Origin of the sequence: Haloferax prahovense DSM 18310, from assembly GCF_000336815.1 — an archaeon.
GTDB lineage: Archaea > Halobacteriota > Halobacteria > Halobacteriales > Haloferacaceae > Haloferax > Haloferax prahovense.
The window spans coordinates 26,161-46,761 of sequence record NZ_AOLG01000047.1; the positions used below are offsets into that span (position 1 = coordinate 26,161).

Below are 20,601 nucleotides of genomic sequence, written 5' to 3' on the forward strand. Positions count from 1 at the left end.
GGGATCAACCGAGTCGGCGAGTGCGTGGTGAAAGTGAACACGGGGCGAATCGGAGGAGACGCGGGCGAAGACGGCACAGTCGCTCGAATCGCGGCGTCGAGGAAAGCGGAAGTGAACCGAGCGGGGGCGAGCGCGAGTCGGACGGTCGGAGTGATTCGGCGGTCAGAGGTGGTTCAGCGGTCGATGCCGCCCTGCGCCTTGATGTCCATGATGTGGCGGACGTTCAGGTAAATCTCCTCGGGCGAGGTGTCGCCGTCGGGGTCGTAGAGGTCGCTGACGCGGTAGAGGATGGCCGACACCTGCCGGCTCTCGGAGGACTCGCCGTAGATGTCGTCGGCGATGTCGCGGAGGAACGCGACGCGCTCTGGGTCCGCGGGGAAGTCGGCGTCGGAGTCCGGGGCCATCTCCCAGTCGACCTCGTCGGGGTCCGCGTCTGAACTCGCATCCGCATCGGCGTCCCCGCCCGCGTCGGGCCGTCCGTCGTCGCTCATCGCTCGCTGACGGTCCGCCGCTGGACGACGCCGACCATGTCGGCGATGTTCTCGGTCATCACGCGGAACGCGTCGGCGGTCTCGTCGCCGTCTTCGAGGACGATGGGCTTGCCGCCGTCGCCGCCCTCGCGGACGGCCGGGTCGAGCGGGAGCGCCCCGAGGAACGGCAGGTCGTTCGAGGCCGCGAACTCACGGCCGCCGCCCGCGCCGAAGATGTCGTGGCGGTTCCCGCAGTCGGGACACCGGAACGTGCTCATGTTTTCGACGATGCCGAGGACGTTCGTGTCGTGCTTGCCGAACATCCGGAGCCCCTTGTTGGCGTCGTCGAGGGCGACGTTCTGCGGGGTCGTGACGATGACCGCACCCGTGAGCGGGAGCGTCTGAAGGATGGACAGTTGGGTGTCGCCCGTGCCCGGCGGCAGGTCGAGAACGAGGTAGTCGAGGCTGCCCCACTCCACGTCCTCGACGAGCTGCGTGAGAAGCTGGTGGACCATCGGGCCGCGCCAGATGACCGGGTCGTCGTCGCCGACGAGGAACGCCATCGACATGAGCTTCATCCCGTACTTCTCCGGCGGGACGATGGTCTGGTCTTGAGTCGCCTGCGGCGCTTCCTCGGCGGCGACCATCCGCGGGACGTTCGGCCCGTAGATGTCGGCGTCGAACAGGCCAACGCGCGCGCCGAGCTTCGAGAGGCCGGCCGCGAGGTTCACGGCGACCGTCGACTTCCCGACGCCGCCCTTCCCGGAGGCGACGGCGATGATGTTCTTCACGCCGGGGAGGACCTCCTCGTCGGGGTCGCGGTCGCTCGGAATCTTGGCGGTGAGGTCGGCCTCCAGCCCGTCCTCGGCGAGTACCTCGCGGATTCGACGGCCGATGTCCGTCTCCGCCGGAGAGTACGGGGCACCGAGCGCGAGCGAGATGCGGGCGGTGTCGCCGTCGACCTCGACGGCGTTCACCAGCCCGAGCGAGACGATGTCGTCTCCGAGTTCGGGGTCCTCGACCGCACGCAAGCGGTCGCGTACGTCGGCTTCGTCCATGTCCGTCACTCCGGCGGTGCGGCCGATAAGGGTTTTGTAAGGTCCCGTCGCGCAGTGACGGACGCAATTGACGACCCGTCCCACCGCGGGTCGCGCCGGATTCTGGCCGACTGCGGAGCGTCGTCGACCCGTGCGGCTGCGGGGCGTCACTGCCCTGACCGCCACCGGGTTCGGGATGCGGCGGCCGTAACCCAATCCAGTTACGCCGCCCCAGTCATCGACAGCGAATTTATCAACGTACGCTTCCAGGATTCGGTATATGGTGCTGGTGGACGACTTTGGCCGCGAGGTAACCGGCGTTCGAATCTCTCTGACTGACCGGTGTAACTTCGATTGCGTCTACTGCCACAACGAGGGCTTGGGCGACACGCGCGGGCCGATGGACCCCGCCGACGAGGAGATGAGCGCCGACGACGTGGTTCGCTTTCTCGAAGTCGTCGAGGGGTACGGCGTCGAGAAGGTGAAGTTCACCGGGGGCGAGCCGATGCTCCGCTCGGACCTCGAAGAGATTATCCGGCGGACGCCGGACTCGATGGAGACGTCGCTCACCACCAACGGGACGTTCCTCGGCGACCGCGCCGAGGACCTCGTCGCGGCCGGACTCGACCGCGTGAACGTCTCGCAGGACGCTCTCGACCCCGAGGCGTTCGCTCAAATCACGAAGTCCGGCGCGTACGACAAGGTGATGGAGGGCGTCAAAGCCGCGGTCGATGCCGGCCTCACGCCCGTGAAACTCAACATGGTCGTGTTCACGAAGACCGCGGGCCACGTCGAGGAGATGGTCGAGTACGTCGCCGAGAACGAGGGGCTACAGCTCCAACTCATCCAGTACATGCCCGAACTGACGGGCCGCCCGGAGTGGAACATCGACATCGAACGGGTCCACCGCTGGCTGGCCGACCTCGCCGACGAGGTCGAAGTCCGCGACATGCACCACCGCCGCCGCTACTACGTCGGCGAGGGGATGGTCGAAATCGTCGACCCCGTCGAGAACCCCGAGTTCTGCGCCAACTGCCATCGCGTGCGCGTAACACACCAAGGATATCTCAAGGGCTGTCTCAACCGCAACGACGACCTGCGCCCGATGGGCGAGATGACGCGGGAGGAAATCCGCGAGACGTTCGAGGCGGTCGTCGCCAACCGCGTGCCGTACTACGGCGAGTACCTCGTCCGCGACGGCGACGACGGCTGGACCATCAACGAAGAGTACATCGGGGCCTGAGCGGCGACCGTCCCGACGCGCGAGCTTTTCTCCTCCGACGACTTTTCGGAGCCCATGACTGTCACCGTCGAGCGGGTGGTCCTTGCGACGGACGGAAGCGAACCCGCGAGAACGGCCGCGACCCACGCGCTGTTTCTCGCCCGCGTCCTCGACGCGCCGCTCCACGTCGTCTCCGCGACCGGCACGTCGCCGGCCGCCGCCGCCGAGACCGCCGAACCGTCCGTAAGCGCTGCTTTCGAAGCGGAGGAGGCCGTCAGCGCGGTCGTCCGTCGTGCGCTCCTCGCGGACGTCCGAGCGACCTCGGAAGTCGCCGACGGTCCGGCCGCGGCCGTCGTGGAGCGCGCCGTCGGCGAGGGAGACCTGCTCGTCATCGGGCGGCGCGGACAGACCGGTTCCGGTCGGTTTCTCGTCGGGTCGGTCGCGGAGCGGCTTCTCGGCGCGCCGCCGGTCCCGACGCTCGCGGTTCCGGCGGCGGCCACCGACCCGGAGTACCGGACGGTTGCGCTTCTCGCGGACGGCGAGTCGTCGTCGGGGTCGGCTGCGCCGCTTGCCCGCCGCATCGCCGCGGCGACCCGCGCGACGCTCCAACCGCTCAGCATCGTTGACGGCCGCGATGCCGCAGTCGGGTCGCGGGAGACTCTCCGAGCGCTCGAAGCCGAGGCGCGAGCCCGACTGAACGACGTCGTCGCCGCGGCCGCGAGAGACGCCGTCGAATCCGGTGGAACCGTCCGAATCGGCGAGCCCGCGGCCGAACTGCTGGCGCACGTCGAACGGGTGGGAGCCGACGTGGTCGTCGTCGGCGTTGAGAGGTCCGGCCGCGAAATCCGACGATTCCGGCGCACGGAACACCGCGCCGACGGGGTCGTCGCCAGTCGAGTCGTCCGCCACGCGGGAGTTCCGGTCCTCGTCGCCCCGAGCGTGAGAGACAGTGTAAAACGCTGAACTAGTTTTTAGAAGTTCCATTCAATTTATACGTTCCCACTACTCAGGGTAGCGTGTTGATTGTACGTTCAGTCAGCCGGCGTTCGGCGTGGACGTACGACCGCGTTCGTCTCTCCCCCACCCCCACCGGCGGACGCGATTCAACATCCGAACCCCACCACCCCTCTACACTCCATGAAACTCTCACGTGCACTCGTGGTCTTGCTGGTCGTCTTGGTCGCCGTACCGAGCCCAGCGATGGCCGGTATCGTCGGCGAACCGAATCTTCAGGCGTACGCGCCGAGCAACAAACTCGTTCCCGGGCAGGAGACCTCCCTGAACGTCGTCGTGACTAACTACGGCGGCGACAGCGAGTACCGGAAGTTCTCCTCGTCGGAGAGTTCGGGAACGCTGAGCGACCAACAGCGCTCGGCGCTCGAAGCCCAGGTCAAATCGACGCGGAACGTCAGACTCACACTCGAATCCGGTGACGCGCCGGTCGAGGTGAACACCGCGACGCTCCCGGTCGGCGACATCCCGCACGCGACCCAGCGGGACGCCTCGTTCTCCGTCTCAGTCAAGGAGAACGCCACGCCGGGGACCTACGAGATGACGCTCGTCGCGAAGTACGAACACGACTCGTCCGTCCGCGACGACGGTGACGTGAAGAACGAAGAGGAAAAGACCGAGGAGATTCCCGTGACCGTCGTCGTCGAGCAGGCCCCGCGCTTCGAGGTCGTCTCCGTGAACACGACCGCGCAGGTCGGCGGTAGTGGGACCACCACCGTCACGATGCGCAACATCGGGACGCTCCCCGCGTTCGACTCGTCCGTCACCGCGACCTCGCAGAACCCCTCGATAACGTTCGGTCAGTCTGCTTCCGCGACCCGGTACGCCGGCTCGTGGGGCATCAACGAGACGCGCCAGCTCGAATACGAGACGAGCGTCGCGTCCTCCGCCGCCGTCCAGCAGTACGCCCTCTCGCTCGGCGTGAGCTACGAAGACGAAGACGGCGTCGCCAAGCAGTCGAAGAACATCGCCACTGGCGTGAGGCCGGTGGCCGAACAGGAGTTCTCCATCGACGCCGAGCAGTCGACGCTCCGCGTCGGCCGCGAGACCACCGTCAGCGGGACGCTCACGAACGACGGCCCGCAGACGGCCCGTGACGCCGTGCTCACTATCTCCTCGAAGTCGCCGAACACGAACATCAAGGAGACCGAGTACGCGCTCGGTTCCCTCGACGTCGGCGAGTCTTCGGACTTCTCGTTCTCGGTGGAAGTCACCGACTCCGCGGACGCCGGCCAGCGGCAATTGAGCTACACGGTCGAGTACCGCAACTCCGAGGGCGACACCCAGCAGTCGAAGGCCCTCTTGATGAACGCCGAGGTGAAACCCAAGCAGAATCTCTTCGGCGTGACCGCGAAGAACGGGAGCATCGAGGCGGGCGGCTCGCAGACCGTCACGCTCGTCGTGACCAACAACGGCGACGAGACCTACCGCAACATCGACGCGAAGGCCTTCGCCGACAGCCCGCTGACGCTTAACGACGACACCGCGTTCATCCAGGAGCTCGGTCCCGGCGAGTCGACCGAGATTCCCCTCGAACTGAGCGTCGGTTCCTCGGCCAACCCGAAGGCCTACTCCTTCGACATCGACTTCCAGTACGAAAACGAGGACGGCGAACGCAAGCTCTCCGACCAGTATCCGGTCGCCATCGACGTCACCGAAGCGAGTGGCGGCGGCGGCCTCTCGATGCCCCTCGTCGGCGGTCTCATCGTCGTCGGACTCGGCGTCGTCGGCTTCCTCTGGTACCGCCGCTAACCGCCCCACTTTCCCCCCACAATGATAGACTACGAAGTGTACGTCGACCGCCTCGGCGGGTTCATCGTCGAGAACCCCGGGAGAGTCGTGGCGCTGTTCTTCGTGCTGACGCTCGTCTTCGGAGCCGGACTCGGAAACATCTCGACCGACTCCGGCACCTCGCAGTTCACCGAGGACTCGCCCGCACAGGAAGCGCTCGACGACGTCAACCGGGAGTTCTCACCCGCGTTCGAGACGAGTTCGGGGAGCACCCAACTCATCCAACGGGACGACAACGTCCTCTCCAAACCGGCGATGCTCGACATGTTGCGGCTCCAAGAACGCGTCTTGAGCCGGCCCGACCTCCGGGCGACCTCCGCGTCGAGCGTCGCGTCCACGGTCGCCCAGACGCTCGACCCGTCGGCGACGACCATCGACGAACAGATAGGCGCGCTCGAATCGGCCTCGCCGAGCGAGGTCCGCGCCGCGGCCAAGCAGGCGACCGCGAGCCCGCAGGTCTCGTCGCTCCTGAGCGACGACTTCAACCGCCAGTCCGTCGAGGCCTCCGCGACCATCGGCGTCGTCAGCCACGAGGTCCCCGGCCTCTCGTCGAGCGCCGGTACCTCCGGAACCAGCCCGATGACGGGCATCCAAGAGGAAATTCAGACGATGACCGCCGTCTCGAACAGCGATATCCGCGTGTTCGGGAGCGGCATCATCTCCGGCGAGTTAGGCAACGTCATCGCCGACTCGCTCCTGCTCGTGGTTCCGGCGGCGGTGCTCCTCATCTTCGGGTTCCTCGTCGTCGCCTACCGCGACCCCATCGACCTGCTACTCGGCGTCGTCTCGCTCGTCATCGCCGTCGTGTGGACGTTCGGGTTCATGGGCCTCGCGAACATCGCGTTCAGCCAGATGCTCATCGCGGTGCCGCCGCTGTTGCTCGCGGTCGGTATCGACTTCGGGCTCCACGCGGTGAACCGCTACCGCGAAGAGCGCGTCAAAGACCTCGCGCCGGTCCCCTCGATGCGGACCACTATCAAACAGCTCTCGGTCGCGTTCTTCATCGTCACCGGCACGACGGTCCTCGGGTTCCTCGCGAACGCCACGAGCGACCTCGCGCCCATCCGCGACTTCGGTCTCGTCGCGGCAGTCGGTATCATCTTCACGTTCCTCGTCTTCGGGGTGTTCCTTCCGGCGGCGAAGCTCTACGCCGACGAACTCCGCGAGAAGTACAACGTGCCCGAGTTCGCCTCCGAACCCCTCGGGAGCGAGGGTGGCATGCTCGCTCGCGTCCTGTCGGGCGGCGTCGTCATCGGTCGGAAAGCCCCGCGAGCGTTCCTCGTGGTCATCCTGCTCACGACGGTCGTCGCGGGCGCGTACGGGACCGGCGTCGACACGACGTTCTCCCAGGAGGACTTCCTCCCGCCGGAGGACCAACCCGCCTACCTCCAACAGCTTCCCGAGCCGTTCAAGCCCGGCGTCTACACCGTCACGAAGGACCTGAACTACCTCGAAGACAACTTCGAGAGCACGCAGGGTGACAGCGTGACGATATACGTCGAGGGACAGTTACGACAGGACTCGTCCCTCGAGATGATTCACCGCAACGGCGAGGACCCGCCGGAGTCGTTCGTGACGGACGACCGCCGCGCGGAGGCGACGAGCATCGTCACGGTCATCCGGAACTACGCGGAACAGGACCCCGAGTTCGCCGCGCTCGTCGACCGGAACGACGCCAACGGTAACGGCGTCCCCGACGACAACCTCGAGACGATATACGACGAACTCCTCAGTTCGCCGGCCTCCGACCAGGCGTCGTCGTACATCACGGAAGACTACCGGCAGACGCGCATCGTCTACACCGTCGAGGGCGACGCCACCCAAGACGCCATCGTCGCAGACGGGAAACTCGTCGCCGAGCGCCTCCGCATGGACGCCACGGCGACCGGAAGCACCGTCGTGTTCAAAGGCGTCTCCGACACCATCTTGCTGTCGGCCATCGAGAGCCTCACCGTCGCGCTCGCCGCGACCGCGCTGTTCTTGGTGGTCATCTACCAGGTCCTCGAAGGTCAATGGACGCTCGGCGTGGTGAACCTCGTGCCCATCGTCGTCTCCATCGCGCTCCTCGCCGGGACGATGCGCTATCTCGGCATCCCGCTGAACGCGCTGACGGCGACGATTCTCTCCATCGCCATCGGGCTGGGCATCGACTACTCGGCCCACGTGGTCCACCGGTTCGCCGACGAGTACAACGCCGAAGGTCACGACCTCGACGAGGCGCTTCGGCTGACCGTCGGCGGGACCGGTGGCGCGCTCACCGGGAGTATGCTCACCACGACCACGGGCCTCGGCGTCCTCGCCATCGCCATCACGCCCGTCCTCGGACAGTTCGGGGTCGTGACCGCGCTGAGTATCTTCTACTCGTATCTCACCGCGCTCCTCGTCACGCCCTCGGCAATCGTCCTCTGGGAGCGGTTGACCCAGCAGGACACCGCCACCGCGGCACCGACATCCCCCTGACGCATCGCCTTCCCAAATTCAGTTTGCCCCTGCCCCGGCCCCCACGCCCGTATCGCTCGCAGACCAGCCCACACGGACGAACCGCACGCCAAACAGCCCGCGAGGAACCGCGCGTCGAACAGCCCGCGACCCGCCCACGACTCCCACGACACACCACGAACGGAACCCTCATGAGCGAGAATCAATCGAATCCACGTATGTCCGCACTCACGAAGCTCCGTCCCTGGCTCGCCGCGATACTCGGACTGATATTCACCGGGTTCGGCCACATCTACCTGCGTCGCTGGCGACGGGCCGCCATGTGGGTGCTCCTCGTTCTCGCGGTGGCCGCGCTGTTCGTTCCTTCGGGGACGCTCGAGGCGTTGGACGCCGCCGAGACGATGTCTCCCTCGGAGTTCACCTCGGTTCTCACGGAGCTGTTGCCCCTCCTCGCGGTGAGCTTTGCGAGCGTCCTCGACGCGTTCGTCATCGGCCTCCGGCAGGCCGCCGAGGCGCAGGCGGCGCGCTCCGCCGTCGACGACGCCGACGACTCGGTGGCTGCCGTTTCCGACCCCGATTCGGACGCCGTCACGTGCCCCGAATGCGGCCGCGAGGTCGACGCCGACCTCGACTTCTGTCACTGGTGTACCACCCGCCTCGACGAACCAACTGACGACTGAGAATCCCAACGAGACACATCATGGACGACGACCGAATCGACACCGGCCGAAGCGAGACCGAGCAGGCGATTATGGACGCCACGCTCCGGGCGCTCGCGAAACACGGCTACGCTGATCTCTCGATAAAGAACATCGGCACGGAGTTCGAAAAGAGCACCTCGCTTCTGTACTACCACTACGAGAACAAAGACGAGCTGCTCCTCGCGTTCCTCGACTACATCATCGACCTGTTCGTCGAGACCATCGACCCGGAGGCCGACGACCCCGACGCCGAGCTTCGCAACTTCGTCGAGTACGTCCTCCCCCCGGAGGGCGACCTTTCGACCTGTGAGTCGGTCCCTCCCGGCGTTCCGGAGCCGGTCGCGGACAGCGGCAGCGTTGACCCGTTCCAGCGGGCCATCTTCGAACTCCGCACGCAGACCGTCCACGACGAGCAGTACCGAAAGAAGTTCCGGCGCATGGAGACCCACATGGTCGAGACGGTCGCGACGCTCATCGCTCGGGAGATGGAGTCGGGCCACTACCGCGAGATGAACGCCGAGATGATGGCCGAGAATCTGATGGCCTTCCTCTTTCGGAGCCTGGACGTGCGCGTCACCGGGACGCGGCTCGAATCGGCGTACGCGATGCGCGACTCGGTGTACTTCCTCCTCGACAACGTGATGCCGAAAGGGAGCCATCCGGGCGAGGCCGCCGCACGCGACGCCGACGGTAATGACGCGGATTACGACGGGTAACCCGCGTCGCCACCGTGCCGAACGGACTCCTTATCGCTCGTCGTTCTCGACGAAGTCGACGACCGCCTGCGCGCCCTGAAACCCGTCGGCGAGGCGGTCGACGAGTTCGCCGTCCTCGAACAGGAGGAGCGTCGGGACGCTCCGAATCGTGTACCGTTCCGCGACCGACATGTCCGTCTGCGGATTTATCATCGCGACGACCACGTCGGTCGCCTTCGCGACGTTGCCCAGCACCGGCTCGATGCTCTGACACAGCGTGCAGCCCTTGGTGTAGATGTCGAGGAGGACGCGGTCGTGTTCGGCCACGAGGGCGTCGAGCTCTTCGGCGGTCTCGATTCGGACCGGCTTCGTCGCCTCGGTAGCGGACTCTGTCGAACTCATTGAGCGGAATACGTAACCGTAGTTATTATGATTTTGGTGAGATTGTGTAACACCCCACAGTTCGACGGCGAGCGACGGTGACTCGGGCTCTCACGCGAGGCCCCTTTCGTGATGTTTAAGTAATGCCCCCGTCTCGTAACGGATGCAATCGATGTAGGGGAATGTCGTCCCCGAGTCCGGAAGGGCGAAACTAACACGACCGAAGTGTTGCGGTAGCCAAGCCTGGCCCAAGGCGCTGGGTTGCTAACTCAGTGGCGTCAAGCCCCCGGGGTTCGAATCCCCGCCGCAACGCTCACAACACGACTTCCAAAGTCATGAGTGCAGAAGAACCACAGGACGGCTCTCCGGAGGAGGAAGAGGACCTCCGTTACTTCATCCGAATTGGTCAGACCGACCTTGACGGAACGAAGACGGTAGAGCGCAGTCTGTCGGACATGAAGGGTATCGGCAAGCGCACAGCGCGCATCATCGCCGACGCCGCGGAAGTGGACCGAACGGCGCTGTTCGGTAAGCTTCCCGAAGACGAGATCGACGCCGTTGTCGATGTCGTCGAGAACTTTGAGGACCACGCCCCCGAGTGGATGGCAAACCGACGGAAGGACTTCTTCTCCGGTGAGACCGACCACATTACGGGTTCGGACCTCGAAGAAAAGCGGCGGCATGATATCAACCGCATGAAGATGATCAGCTCCTACAAGGGCGTTCGACACCAGCGCGGCCAGAAGGTTCGCGGCCAGCGGACGAAGTCCACTGGACGTACCGAAGGCACCATCGGTGTCAACGTCGAGGAGATCAAGGAGGCGCAGGCTGAAGAATGACGACGGGTAACAACACCAAGTTCTACGAGACCCCGAACCACCCGTTCCAGGGCGAGCGTATCGCGCAGGAATCGGACCTCCTCTCTCGGTACGGTCTCAAGAACAAGGAAGAACTCTGGCGCGCGCAGTCCGAACTGCGCAACCTCCGCCGCGAGGCGCGACGCCTCCTCGGCGAGGCCCAGGGTGACGTCGAAGAGGCCGAGTCGCTCGGTGCCGAGTTCATGGCGCGCATGCGCCGCTACGGCATCCTCTCTGCGGAGGACGACATCTCCCAGACGCTGCGTCTCGACGTGACCGACATCCTCGAACGTCGGTTCCAGACGGTCGCCTACCGCAAGGGGCTCGCACAGACGCCCCAGCAGGCCCGTCAGTTCATCGTCCACGGTCACGTGACCGTCGGCGGTGCTCGGACGACCGTCCCCTCCCGAAAGGTCGAGGTCGACGAAGAGGACACCGTGGCGTTCGACGAGACGTCGAAGCTCGCGGACGAACTGCACCCTGAGCGCGCGGAGGCCCAAGAATGAGCGAATCCGAAACCGGTGACAAGTGGGGAATCGCCCACGTCCACGCATCGTTCAACAACACGCTCATCACGGTGACTGACATCACGGGCGCCGAGACGATCGTCAAGTCGTCCGGCGGTTCCGTCGTCAAGCAGAACCGTGACGAGGCATCTCCGTACGCGGCCATGCAGATGGCAGAGAGCGTCGCCGACCAGATCAAGGCGGCCGGTATCGCCGGTCTGCACGTCCGTGTCCGCGGTCCCGGTGGCAACCGTAACAAGAGCCCCGGACCCGGCGCACAGGCAACGATTCGCGCCCTCGCTCGCGCCGGTCTCGAGATCGGTCGCATCGAGGACGTGACGCCGATTCCGCACGACGGAACTCGCGCGCCGAAAAACAGCCGACTCTAACACACCATGGTAAACGACTTCCAGGTCGAGTTCATCGAACGCGAAGACCGACGCGCCCGTTTCGTCGCGCGCGGTCTGACCCCGGCGCTAGCCAACGGCATTCGCCGGGCGATGGTCGCCGACGTGCCGACGTTCTCCATCGACACCGTTCGGTTCGTGGAGAACACCTCGGTCATGTTCGACGAGATGATCGGGCTTCGTCTCGGTCTGGTTCCGTTGACCACGCCTCTCGGCGACTTCGAACCCGGTGACACCGTCACCGTCGCGCTCGAAGTCGACGGGCCGGCAACCGCCTACTCCGGGGACATCGAATCCGCGGACGACATGGTCGTCCCGGCGGACGAGAACATCCCCATCATCGAGCTGAAGGAGGGCCAGCGCCTCGAGTTCGAGGCCGACGCCGTCCTCGGCTACGGAAAGGACCACGCCAAGAACCAAGGCGGGGTCGCCGTCGGCTATCGACACCTCCAGCGCGTGGAGGTCGTCGGCGACGCCGGCGAGTTCGATGAACAGGAGCCGAACATCCTCCGCGGCGTCATCGAAGAGGCCGCGGCGGAGCACGCCGAGGGGGACGCCGAAGACGGCGACCTCGTCGCAACCGAAACGTTCGGCAACGACCTGACGGAGCGGTACCCCGGTAAAGAGGTCGAAGTACACGACGTGCCCGGAGCGTTCGTCTTCAGTGTGGAGACGGACGGTTCGTTCGACGTCGACGAGCTCGTGACTCGCGCTGTCGCCTCCTTGGGCGACCGCGCGGCCGAGCTCGAAGAGAAGGTCGCACTGTAAGATGAATACTGCCCCGTCTCAACACCGACGTTCGCCCGCCCCGCGAGGGGTCACGACCACCGATAGCGTGGCGTGTGACTCGCTCACGGCGGCGGGTCGGACCGAAGGTGTTTTTACGGGGCATGAAGTACAGCGGAATGCTTGCAGGGATAGCCAAGTCTGGCCAACGGCGCAGCGTTCAGGGCGCTGTCTCATAGGAGTCCGCAGGTTCAAATCCTGCTCCCTGCACTCCGCTTTCTCTCTGGAGGTAGACAATGAGTAAGACGAACCCGAGACTCAACAGTCTCATCGCCGAGCTGAAGGCGGTCTCGCGTGAGTCCGGTGCCAACGTCTGGCAGGATGTCGCGGACCGTCTCGAAAAGCCACGGCGCACCCACGCGGAAGTCAACCTTGGTCGTATCGAACGATACGCTCAGGAAGACGAGACCGTCGTCGTGCCCGGCAAGGTGCTGGGTAGCGGTGTGCTGCAGAAGAACGTCACAGTCGCGGCCGTGGACTTCTCGTCCACCGCTCGAAAGAAGATCGAGCAGGTCGGCGACACCGTGACGCTAGAACAACTCGCTGAACAGAACCCCGACGGGTCCAACGTACGGGTGATCCGATGAGCCTCGCAGAATTCGACGCAGACGTCGTTGTCGACGCTCGAAACTGCATCGTCGGCCGCGTCGCCTCGGAGGTCGCACAGCGCGCCCTCGCAGGGGAGACGGTCGCCGTCGTCAACGCTGAAGACGCCGTCATCACGGGCTCGGAACAGGACGTGATGGCCAAGTACAGAAAGCGCGTCGAAGTCGGTTCGGACCAGGGTCCGTACTACCCGAAGCGTCCCGACCGCATCTTCAAGCGTGCCATCCGCGGCATGCTTCCGTACAAGAAGCCCCGCGGCCGCGAGGCGCTCTCGAACGTCCGCGTCTACGTCGGCAATCCGTACGACGAAGACGGCGAGATGCTCGAAGACACCTCGCTGGACCGACTTTCGAACATCAAGTTCATCTCGCTCGGAGAGGTCTCCGAGAAGCTGGGTGCTAACGTCACATGGTAACGAACACGTCCGGTAAGAAGAAGACCGCAATCGCCCGCGCCACCGTGCGCGAGGGCGAAGGTCGAGTCCGAATCAACTCCCAGCCGGTCGAGCTGGTCGAGCCGGAGATGGCCCGCCTCAAGATGCTGGAACCGTTCCGCATCGCAGGCGAGGACCTCCGCTCGCAGGTCGACATCGACGTGCGCGTCAACGGCGGCGGCGTGGCCGGTCAGGCCGACGCAGTCCGCACCGCGCTCGCTCGTGGCCTGGTGCAGTACCTGAACGACGCGGAGCTTCGCGACGCGTACATGGAGTTCGACCGCTCGCTTCTGGTCAACGACGTCCGCCAGTCCGAACCCAAGAAGTGGGGCGGACCGGGCGCGCGCGCTCGTTACCAGAAGTCCTACCGCTGAGGTGATCTAACCATGATGATTCCCGTCCGGTGTTTCACCTGCGGCACAGTGATCGGCGAACACTGGGACGAGTTCAAAGCCCGTGCTCGCGAGGGAGACGAGGACCCCGCTGACGTCCTCGACGACCTCGGAGTCACGCGTGCCTGCTGCCGGCGGATGATGGTGTCGCACAAGGACCTCGTGGACGTCGTATCTCCCTACCAATGATTCAACGGTACAACCGATACGAGAAGGCACGAATCCTCGGCGCACGAGCGCTGCAGGTCTCCTACGGTGCACCCGTTCTCGTCGATTCGGAACAGACCGAACCGATATTAATCGCCGCTGAGGAGTACGACGCAGGTGTACTTCCGTTCACCGTCAAACGAGAGGGTAAGTGACAACATGACTCGAATCACATCCGTAGCTCTGCGCCGCGTGCTCGACTCCCGTGGGAACCCGACGGTCGAAGCCGACGTGCTCACCGAATCCGGTGGGTTCGGTCGCGCTGCGGCCCCGAGCGGGGCCTCCACCGGCGAGTACGAGGCAATCGAACTGCCGCCGACCGAAGCAATCGCCGCCGCGCGGCGACACGCCGTTCCCCGACTCGTGGACGAGGTCCACGCGGGCAACCAGCGTGAGGTCGACGCGACGCTCCGCGCCGCAGACGGCTCCGAGAACTTCTCGGAAATCGGCGCGAACAGTGCGGTCGCCATCTCGATGGCGGCCGCCAAGGCCGGTGCCGACGTGCTCGGTGCACCCCTGTACCAGCACCTCGGCGGCGCGTTCCGCGGCGACAACTTCCCGACGCCGCTCGGGAACGTCATCGGTGGCGGTGAACACGCCAAAGAAGCGACGAACATTCAGGAGTTCCTCGCCGCGCCGGTCGGCGCGCCGAGCGTCTCCGAAGCCGTCTTCGCCAACGCGAAGGTCCACGCCCGCGCGTCCGAGATTCTCGACGAGCGCGGCGTGCCCGCCGCGAAGGGCGACGAGGGTGCGTGGGCACCGCCGGTATCCGACGCCGACGCGTTCGAAATCATGGGCGAAGCGGTATCCGACGTCGAGGACGAACTCGGCTTCGAGATTCGCTTCGGTCTCGACATCGCGGCCTCGGAGATGTTCGAAGATGGCGTCTACCACTACGGTGACGAGACGAAGACGACCGACGAGCAGATCGACTACGTCGCCGAGATGGTCGACGAGTACGACCTCGTCTACGTCGAAGACCCCCTCGACGAGAACGACTACGAGGGCTTCGCGGAACTCACAGAGCGCGTGGGCGACCGCACGCTCATCTGCGGTGACGACCTGTTCGTCACCAACGTCGACCGTCTGCAGGACGGCATCGACGTGGGCGCCGCGAACTCCATCCTCATCAAGCCGAACCAGATCGGGACGCTGACCGACGCGTTCGACGCTGTCGAACTGGCCTCCCGAAACGGAATGGACGCCGTCATCTCTCACCGCTCCGGTGAGACGGAAGACGCGACCATCGCACACCTCGCCGTCGCAACCGACGCGCCGTTCATCAAGACTGGCACGGTGCAGGGCGAGCGAACCGCCAAACTGAACGAACTCATCCGCATCGCGGACGACGCAGTATGAGCGACAACGAAAACGACGCGGTGGAGGTCGCCGACGAGGAACCCGAGACGGAGACCGAAGCGGTCGCCGAGACGGAACCCGCCGAGGCCGCCACCGAAGACGAGACAGCAGAGACCGCCGAGGCGGCCGACGAAGCCGCCGAAGCCGAAGAAGCAGAGCCGGAACCGGCCTTCGACGAGGACGTTATGCCCGACGAAGACGCCGACCTGCTCATCCCGGTCGAGGACTACCTGGCCGCCGGTGTCCACATCGGTACCCAGCAGAAGACCAAGGACATGGTCCGGTTCATCCACCGTGTCCGCGACGACGGGCTCTACGTGCTCGACGTCAGCCAGACGGACTCGCGAATCCGCACCGCCGCGGACTTCCTCGCGAACTACAGTCCGGAGCAGATTCTGGTCACGTCCTCCCGCCAGTACGGTCGCTTCCCGGCCGAGAAGTTCGCCGACGCCGTCGGCGCTCGCGCCCGCACGGGCCGCTTCATCCCGGGAACCCTGACGAACCCCGACTACGCCGGCTACATCGAACCCGACGTGGTCGTCGTCACCGACCCGATTGGTGACGCGCAGGCCGTCAAGGAGGCCATCACGGTCGGCATCCCGGTCATCGCGATGTGCGACTCCAACAACCAGACGTCGAACGTCGACCTCGTCGTCCCGACGAACAACAAGGGTCGGCGCGCGCTGTCGGTCGTCTACTGGCTCCTCGCCAACGAGACGCTCGACCGCCGCGGCTCCGACACGGTCTACGCCCTCGAAGACTTCGAGGCCGAACTGTAGTTCGGGACGACATTTCGACTCGACTTTTCTGACGCCCGCCCGGTGAGCGGCGGCGCGTTCTCTCGGTTCGATAGCGGTACAGCGACGCCGACCCGAGAGCCGTGCGCATCGCGCCCGCCGCAAACGGTTTTGTGCGTCGTTCCCATAGCTAACCACATGAGTAAACTCCTCCACCAGCTCACCGTGGGCGAACTCGCTGACCGGGTAGACGCGGGCGACTCGTTCACCGTGGTCGACACGCGACCGCCCGAGAGCTTCGAGTCGTGGCATATCGAGGGCTCGGTTAACGTTCCCTTCCACCCCGTCGACGGACTCGGCGGCGACTGGGATTGGGATCGCGTCGACGACCTCGCCGAGGAAGGACCGGTCGTCGCCATCTGCGGGAAGGGGCTGTCCTCTACGTCGTTCGGGTTCGAACTCGCGGCGCGGGGCTACGACGAGGTTGAGGTCGTCAAAGGCGGCATGGAGGACTGGAGCAAGCTGTACGAGGTGGTCGAACTCGACACCGGCGACGACGACCTGTTCGTCGCGCAGGTCCAGCGGCGCGCGAAGGGCTGTCTCGGCTACGTCGTCGGCTCGCGGTCGGCCCGCGAGGCGGTCGTCGTGGACGCGACCCGGCAGGTCCACGAGTTCGAACTCGTCGCCGCCGACGCCGGCATGACGGTCTCGGGTGTGCTCGACACGCACGTCCACGCCGACCACGTCTCGGGCGGTCGGACCCTCGCCGACCGACTCGGCGTACCGTACTACCTCGGTTCGGAGGCGGCGGACCGCGACGTTGCATACGAGTTCACCGCGCTCGACGACGGCGAGACGCTGAGCGTCGGTGACTACGACATCGAGGCGATTCACGCGCCGGGCCACACCTCGGACATGACGAACTACCTCGTCGACGGTCGGCTCCTCCTCACCGGCGACACGCTGTTCGTCGAGTCGGTCGGCCGGACGGAGCTCCAGTTCGGCGACGCCGACGCGGCGACGGGCGCGGAACTCCTCTACGAGACGCTCCACGACACGCTGTTGTCGCTTCCCGACGAGACGCGCGTCCTCCCCGGGCACGTCTCAGTCGGGGCGGACGGGCGCTACGGCGTCGCCGCGCCGGGCAAACTCGTGAGCGCGACGCTCGGCGACCTGCGCGGGGAACTCGACTTGCTGTCGATGGACGAGTCGGCGTTCGTCGACCGGGTGGCCGGAGATACGCCCGAAAAGCCCGCGAACTACGAGCGCGTCATCGCCATCAACACCGGGCGGGCCTCGGTCGGCGACGAGGAGGAGGCGACCGAACTCGAACTCGGACCGAACAACTGCGCCGCCTGAGCCGACCGTCAGACCTCGACTCGCGATTCAGGGCGATTCGGGCCGATTCAGGGGAGTTCCACCACGCCCAGTCGCCCCTCGAACAGGTCGTGGTCGAACCACGCCATGTGGCGGTCGCTGTAGCGAATCTCGGGGCCGAGCGACAGCGAGTTCCGCGCCCGGTCGAGGTCGGTGACGCCGACGAGAAACGCGCACGGTCCCTCGCCGACCTCGTCGATGCGCGCTTCGAGCGCGCCGCCGCCGGGTTCGCACAGGGCGAGCGGCGTGCCGGGAAGGACGGCGAACTCGGAGAACGGCCCGTTGATGTCGACCGGCGAAGGGTAGCGGTGCCGCCGGGCGAACAGCGCCGCGGTCGCCTCGCGGTCGCGGGTGGCGACGACGACGGTGTGGAGTCCGCGGACGGCGGCGTTTCGCGCGGCTTTCGGGACGCGGTAGCTCCGAGGGGTGCGGTCGCGGATGAAGAAGGGGAGTCGCTGGTCCGCACCCTCGAAGCTCATGTCCCACTCGACGAGGCGGCCGTCCGGCCGAGCGCGAGAGGCCTCGTGCGGGCCATCGACGGGGAGGCCGGCGTCGATGGCGCTTTTGGCGGTGGCGGCGGCGTCGTCGGTCTCCAGACACCACGATGCGGGGCCGGCGTCGGCCGCGAGGTGGGCTGGCCAGAATCCGGCGTCCGCCGCGTCGGTTCCGAGCGTCGGCGCGATGAGTTCGAGGTACGACCCGTCGGGGAACGGAACGACGGCCATGTGAGTCGTTCCGGTCCCGTGTTCGCCGCCGTAGGTTGGGGTGAGGCCGACTTCGTTCGCGGCCGCTCGGAGTTCGTACAGCTCGGTACCACCGAACGCGACGTGGTCGATGGTTCGGTCCATACGCTCCCCACGTCAGACTCGGTATAGTGTTTAGGGGCGTTCTGTCTGGGAGTCTGAGGGTTCGTTTCCCCGACCGAAGCGTTTTGCGTCCGGCCCGCCACGATACCGTATGAACCTCTTTCGGAGCGTCAAAGCGGTCGCGGACGCTTCGGCGACCGGCTCCGGCACCATCGACTGGGACGCCGTCGCCGAGGCCGCGAAAGCCGCGACCGACCCCGGCTCGCTCGACCTCTCGGAGGCGGAGCGAGCGGGGTACGCCGCGGACGTTCGCGACGCGCGCGACCGCCTTTCGACCGTCGCCGAGGTGGAGTTCGACGTGCCCGAAGTCGTCGAAGTCCAGAACCGACACCACTGGATAGACGCGAACGTGGCGACGTTCCGACGGGTGATGGTCCCGTTCGAGGAACACGGCCCGGCGCTCCTTCCCGGTGTCACCCGCGCCGTCAACACCGGCTCGTTCGCCTTCGTCCTCTCGTTCCTCGGGAACAACGTCCTCGGGCAGTACGACCCGCTGCTCCTCGCCGAGGGCGACGACGACCACGGCCTGTACTTCGTCCACCCGAACATCCGCCGGGTCGCCGACAGCCTCGACGTGGACTACCCGCGGTTCCGCCGCTGGATCGCCTTCCACGAGGTGTCCCACGCCGCGGAGTTCGGCGCGGCCCCGTGGCTCTCGACGCACCTCGAATCGCGGATGCAACGCGGCGTCGACGCGCTCGTCGAAGGCGACATCGACCGCAACGCGTTCCGCGAACTCGACACGGCGATGACCGCCGTCGAGGGCTACGCGGAACTGCTGATGGACCGGGCGTTCGACGACGACTACGAGGACCTCCGCCGGAAGCTCGACGAGCGACGACAGGGCGGCGGTCCCGTCGCGAAGCTCGCGCGTCGGCTCCTCGGACTCGGCCTCAAGCGCCGGCAGTACGAACGCGGCGCTCGGTTCTTCGAGCACGTCGCCGACGAACGCGGCGTCGCGGCCGCTTCGCGAGTGTGGGACCATCCGGAGAACTTACCGACCGACGCCGAATTGGACGCGCCCGAGCGATGGATCGCGCGGGTGTCGCCCTGAAGAGACTGCAACTCCATCGGCATGCGTACCCGATGCCCGAGCCGTGCTCGGGTCGCGCACGTACCTTGGGTAGGTCGCCGTGTTGCATCAGAGGCCCAATTCCGGTGCCCCACAGCGCTATCCGGTGAATAACCAGGTCATTGCCCCTGCCCTGGTTACCGGCAAGAATCTGTCCTCAGAGGACAGGTATATACTCTGCGATTCGATGCCACACGTTTAATCTGAAATATGTGTTTGTGTTCGAATTTCACAACAGACGATACGTCTAGCGTCGGTTCACCGCGGTGAACTCCTTGGCCCAGCGGCCCAGATACCACGTGAGGACCCCGCCGACGGCCAGGCCGGCGAGGAGCGCGATTGCGCTCTGAACGAGCGTCGCTCCGGCTTGGACGGCGACGAGCCCGGCCGACACGCCGACCAACAGAACGAATCCGATTTTGATTCGGTTGTTGGCGAGCCGCGTCTCCTCGTCGCTCATGCTGGAACCGACCATCGTTCCTCCGAAATCGCGCCGTGGGGCGGTTTTCGCGGCCGCGCGCGGAATCTATCGTCCATAGCAGTCCATTGGGTTGGGAGGGTTTGAAACCGGTGTCTCACTGGAACCCGCGGTCGACGCCGTCGGACTCGATGAGGTCGTCGAGGTCCGTGGACAGCAGTTCGTCAGCGTCGGCGAACTCGTCTGCGAGGTCGTCGAGGCGGTCGGGCCGGGCGTCGAACTCGTAGTCCATCGGGCCGAACGCCGGGCTTTCGAGCGCCTCCATCACGTCGGTGAAGAAGTCGTCGGCGGTGGTTGGCGTGTCGGCGTGGACTCTCACGGTCTCTTCGAGTCGCCGCGCCATCGATTCAGCCTGCGACTCGTCTTCGGGCGGTTGCTGGACGGCGAACCGGCCGGCGTCGTTCTCGCCGTCGTCGCCGCGCCGGCGCGGGAACAGCGGGTCGAGGTCGTCGTCGATGCGACGGGCGACGCGAGCGCCGACGCCGCGGACCTCGTAGGGGTTCTTCGCGTACGTCTTCAGTTGGTAGACACCGGCGTTCGGGTGGGCGAGAAAGAGGTCCTCACCGAGGCTCCGTCGCCGGGTGCCCGCGACGGCCCGCCACGCGTCGGGGTCGCGGCCACGGCCGTCTTCGACGACCTCCGAGAGGATGTCCTGCCAATCTCTGACGCGCATGGGTGGGCGTACCATGCGGGAGAGAAAGAACGTGACGGTCGGGGAGAGTCACGCACGCGAACCGCCGCGGGGCTCACACCCCACCGACGGCTATTTGG

The 20,601-nt window shown here is 66.0% G+C and carries 25 protein-coding genes and 2 tRNA genes; 21 read left to right on the forward strand and 6 right to left on the reverse strand.

Annotated elements, in window-relative coordinates; all coding sequences use genetic code 11:
• Positions 1-173: 173 nt before the first annotated feature.
• Positions 174-491: a hypothetical protein gene (locus C457_RS11905; RefSeq protein WP_008094935.1), complete on the reverse strand. Its 318-nt coding sequence runs from the start codon at positions 489-491 to the stop codon at positions 174-176.
• Positions 488-1,528 carry an Mrp/NBP35 family ATP-binding protein gene (locus tag C457_RS11910; protein WP_004974495.1) on the reverse strand — a complete coding sequence of 347 codons (1,041 nt, stop codon included), beginning with the start codon at positions 1,526-1,528 and terminating at the stop codon, positions 488-490. The genes C457_RS11905 and C457_RS11910 overlap by 4 nt, the downstream gene beginning before the upstream one ends.
• A gap of 259 nt (positions 1,529-1,787) precedes the next feature.
• On the opposite strand from C457_RS11910, the gene moaA reads away from it, so the two are divergent.
• From moaA to C457_RS11940, 6 genes are all read left to right on the forward strand, one after another.
• Entirely contained in the window at positions 1,788-2,750 is a 963-nt protein-coding gene (gene moaA, locus C457_RS11915) for a GTP 3',8-cyclase MoaA (RefSeq protein WP_008094938.1), read from the forward strand.
• 54 nt (positions 2,751-2,804) lie between these two features.
• The gene (locus C457_RS11920) at positions 2,805-3,692 is read left to right on the forward strand and encodes a universal stress protein (RefSeq protein WP_008094940.1); all 888 of its coding nucleotides are present in this window, start codon (positions 2,805-2,807) and stop codon (positions 3,690-3,692) included.
• Between the two features lie 174 nt (positions 3,693-3,866).
• The gene (locus C457_RS11925; protein WP_049913568.1) at positions 3,867-5,492 is read left to right on the forward strand and encodes a COG1361 S-layer family protein; all 1,626 of its coding nucleotides are present in this window, start codon (positions 3,867-3,869) and stop codon (positions 5,490-5,492) included.
• Positions 5,493-5,513: 21 nt separating this feature from the next.
• The gene (locus C457_RS11930) at positions 5,514-7,991 is read left to right on the forward strand and encodes an efflux RND transporter permease subunit (RefSeq protein ID WP_008094944.1); all 2,478 of its coding nucleotides are present in this window, start codon (positions 5,514-5,516) and stop codon (positions 7,989-7,991) included.
• A 197-nt stretch (positions 7,992-8,188) separates the two neighbouring features.
• Complete coding sequence (locus tag C457_RS11935) at positions 8,189-8,650, forward strand: zinc ribbon domain-containing protein (protein ID WP_008094945.1); 462 nt, start codon at positions 8,189-8,191, stop codon at positions 8,648-8,650.
• 20 nt (positions 8,651-8,670) lie between these two features.
• Positions 8,671-9,387: a TetR/AcrR family transcriptional regulator gene (locus C457_RS11940; RefSeq protein ID WP_008094946.1), complete on the forward strand. Its 717-nt coding sequence runs from the start codon at positions 8,671-8,673 to the stop codon at positions 9,385-9,387.
• 30 nt (positions 9,388-9,417) lie between these two features.
• On the opposite strand, the gene C457_RS11945 is transcribed toward C457_RS11940, so the two are convergent.
• Positions 9,418-9,768 carry a thioredoxin family protein gene (locus tag C457_RS11945; RefSeq protein WP_008094947.1) on the reverse strand — a complete coding sequence of 117 codons (351 nt, stop codon included), beginning with the start codon at positions 9,766-9,768 and terminating at the stop codon, positions 9,418-9,420.
• Positions 9,769-9,974: 206 nt separating this feature from the next.
• Here C457_RS11945 and C457_RS11950 point away from each other — a divergent pair.
• From C457_RS11950 to C457_RS12015, 14 genes are all read left to right on the forward strand, one after another.
• Positions 9,975-10,059: transfer RNA gene (locus C457_RS11950), tRNA-Ser, on the forward strand.
• Between the two features lie 23 nt (positions 10,060-10,082).
• Positions 10,083-10,586, forward strand: coding sequence for a 30S ribosomal protein S13 (locus C457_RS11955; RefSeq protein ID WP_008094948.1), 504 nt, complete (start codon positions 10,083-10,085; stop codon positions 10,584-10,586).
• The gene (locus tag C457_RS11960) at positions 10,583-11,110 is read left to right on the forward strand and encodes a 30S ribosomal protein S4 (protein ID WP_008094949.1); all 528 of its coding nucleotides are present in this window, start codon (positions 10,583-10,585) and stop codon (positions 11,108-11,110) included. Before C457_RS11955 ends, C457_RS11960 begins: the two co-directional genes overlap by 4 nt.
• A complete protein-coding gene (locus tag C457_RS11965; protein ID WP_008094950.1) occupies positions 11,107-11,499 on the forward strand; it encodes a 30S ribosomal protein S11 in 393 nt (130 codons plus the stop codon). Before C457_RS11960 ends, C457_RS11965 begins: the two co-directional genes overlap by 4 nt.
• Positions 11,500-11,505: 6 nt before the next feature.
• Positions 11,506-12,285 carry a DNA-directed RNA polymerase subunit D gene (locus C457_RS11970; protein ID WP_008094951.1) on the forward strand — a complete coding sequence of 260 codons (780 nt, stop codon included), beginning with the start codon at positions 11,506-11,508 and terminating at the stop codon, positions 12,283-12,285.
• A gap of 143 nt (positions 12,286-12,428) precedes the next feature.
• A tRNA-Leu gene (locus C457_RS11975) sits at positions 12,429-12,513 on the forward strand.
• Between the two features lie 26 nt (positions 12,514-12,539).
• A complete protein-coding gene (locus tag C457_RS11980) occupies positions 12,540-12,890 on the forward strand; it encodes a 50S ribosomal protein L18e (protein WP_004043025.1) in 351 nt (116 codons plus the stop codon).
• On the forward strand, positions 12,887-13,324 hold the full coding sequence (locus C457_RS11985) for a 50S ribosomal protein L13 (protein ID WP_004974520.1): 438 nt from the start codon (positions 12,887-12,889) through the stop codon (positions 13,322-13,324). The genes C457_RS11980 and C457_RS11985 overlap by 4 nt, the downstream gene beginning before the upstream one ends.
• Positions 13,318-13,716, forward strand: a complete 399-nt coding sequence (locus C457_RS11990; RefSeq protein ID WP_004043023.1) for a 30S ribosomal protein S9 — start codon at positions 13,318-13,320, stop codon at positions 13,714-13,716. The genes C457_RS11985 and C457_RS11990 overlap by 7 nt, the downstream gene beginning before the upstream one ends.
• Before the next feature lie 12 nt (positions 13,717-13,728).
• Complete coding sequence (locus C457_RS11995) at positions 13,729-13,923, forward strand: DNA-directed RNA polymerase subunit N (RefSeq protein ID WP_004061330.1); 195 nt, start codon at positions 13,729-13,731, stop codon at positions 13,921-13,923.
• Positions 13,920-14,096, forward strand: coding sequence for a DNA-directed RNA polymerase subunit K (locus tag C457_RS12000; protein ID WP_008094957.1), 177 nt, complete (start codon positions 13,920-13,922; stop codon positions 14,094-14,096). Before C457_RS11995 ends, C457_RS12000 begins: the two co-directional genes overlap by 4 nt.
• A gap of 4 nt (positions 14,097-14,100) precedes the next feature.
• Positions 14,101-15,300 carry a phosphopyruvate hydratase gene (eno, locus tag C457_RS12005; RefSeq protein WP_008094958.1) on the forward strand — a complete coding sequence of 400 codons (1,200 nt, stop codon included), beginning with the start codon at positions 14,101-14,103 and terminating at the stop codon, positions 15,298-15,300.
• Positions 15,297-16,079: a 30S ribosomal protein S2 gene (gene rpsB, locus C457_RS12010; protein WP_004974538.1), complete on the forward strand. Its 783-nt coding sequence runs from the start codon at positions 15,297-15,299 to the stop codon at positions 16,077-16,079. Before eno ends, rpsB begins: the two co-directional genes overlap by 4 nt.
• Positions 16,080-16,235: 156 nt before the next feature.
• On the forward strand, positions 16,236-17,396 hold the full coding sequence (locus tag C457_RS12015) for an MBL fold metallo-hydrolase (protein WP_008094959.1): 1,161 nt from the start codon (positions 16,236-16,238) through the stop codon (positions 17,394-17,396).
• Positions 17,397-17,443: 47 nt separating this feature from the next.
• Here C457_RS12015 and C457_RS12020 read toward each other — a convergent pair whose 3' ends face one another.
• A complete protein-coding gene (locus tag C457_RS12020; RefSeq protein WP_008094960.1) occupies positions 17,444-18,262 on the reverse strand; it encodes a VOC family protein in 819 nt (272 codons plus the stop codon).
• A 109-nt stretch (positions 18,263-18,371) separates the two neighbouring features.
• Here C457_RS12020 and C457_RS12025 point away from each other — a divergent pair, with 109 nt between their 5' ends.
• Entirely contained in the window at positions 18,372-19,334 is a 963-nt protein-coding gene (locus tag C457_RS12025) for a zinc-dependent metalloprotease (RefSeq protein ID WP_008094961.1), read from the forward strand.
• A gap of 265 nt (positions 19,335-19,599) precedes the next feature.
• On the opposite strand, the gene C457_RS12030 is transcribed toward C457_RS12025, so the two are convergent.
• Both C457_RS12030 and C457_RS12035 read right to left on the reverse strand, forming a co-directional pair.
• Positions 19,600-19,827, reverse strand: a complete 228-nt coding sequence (locus C457_RS12030; RefSeq protein ID WP_008094962.1) for a hypothetical protein — start codon at positions 19,825-19,827, stop codon at positions 19,600-19,602.
• A 100-nt stretch (positions 19,828-19,927) separates the two neighbouring features.
• Entirely contained in the window at positions 19,928-20,503 is a 576-nt protein-coding gene (locus tag C457_RS12035; protein WP_008094963.1) for a hypothetical protein, read from the reverse strand.
• Between the last annotated feature and the right edge of the window lie 98 nt (positions 20,504-20,601).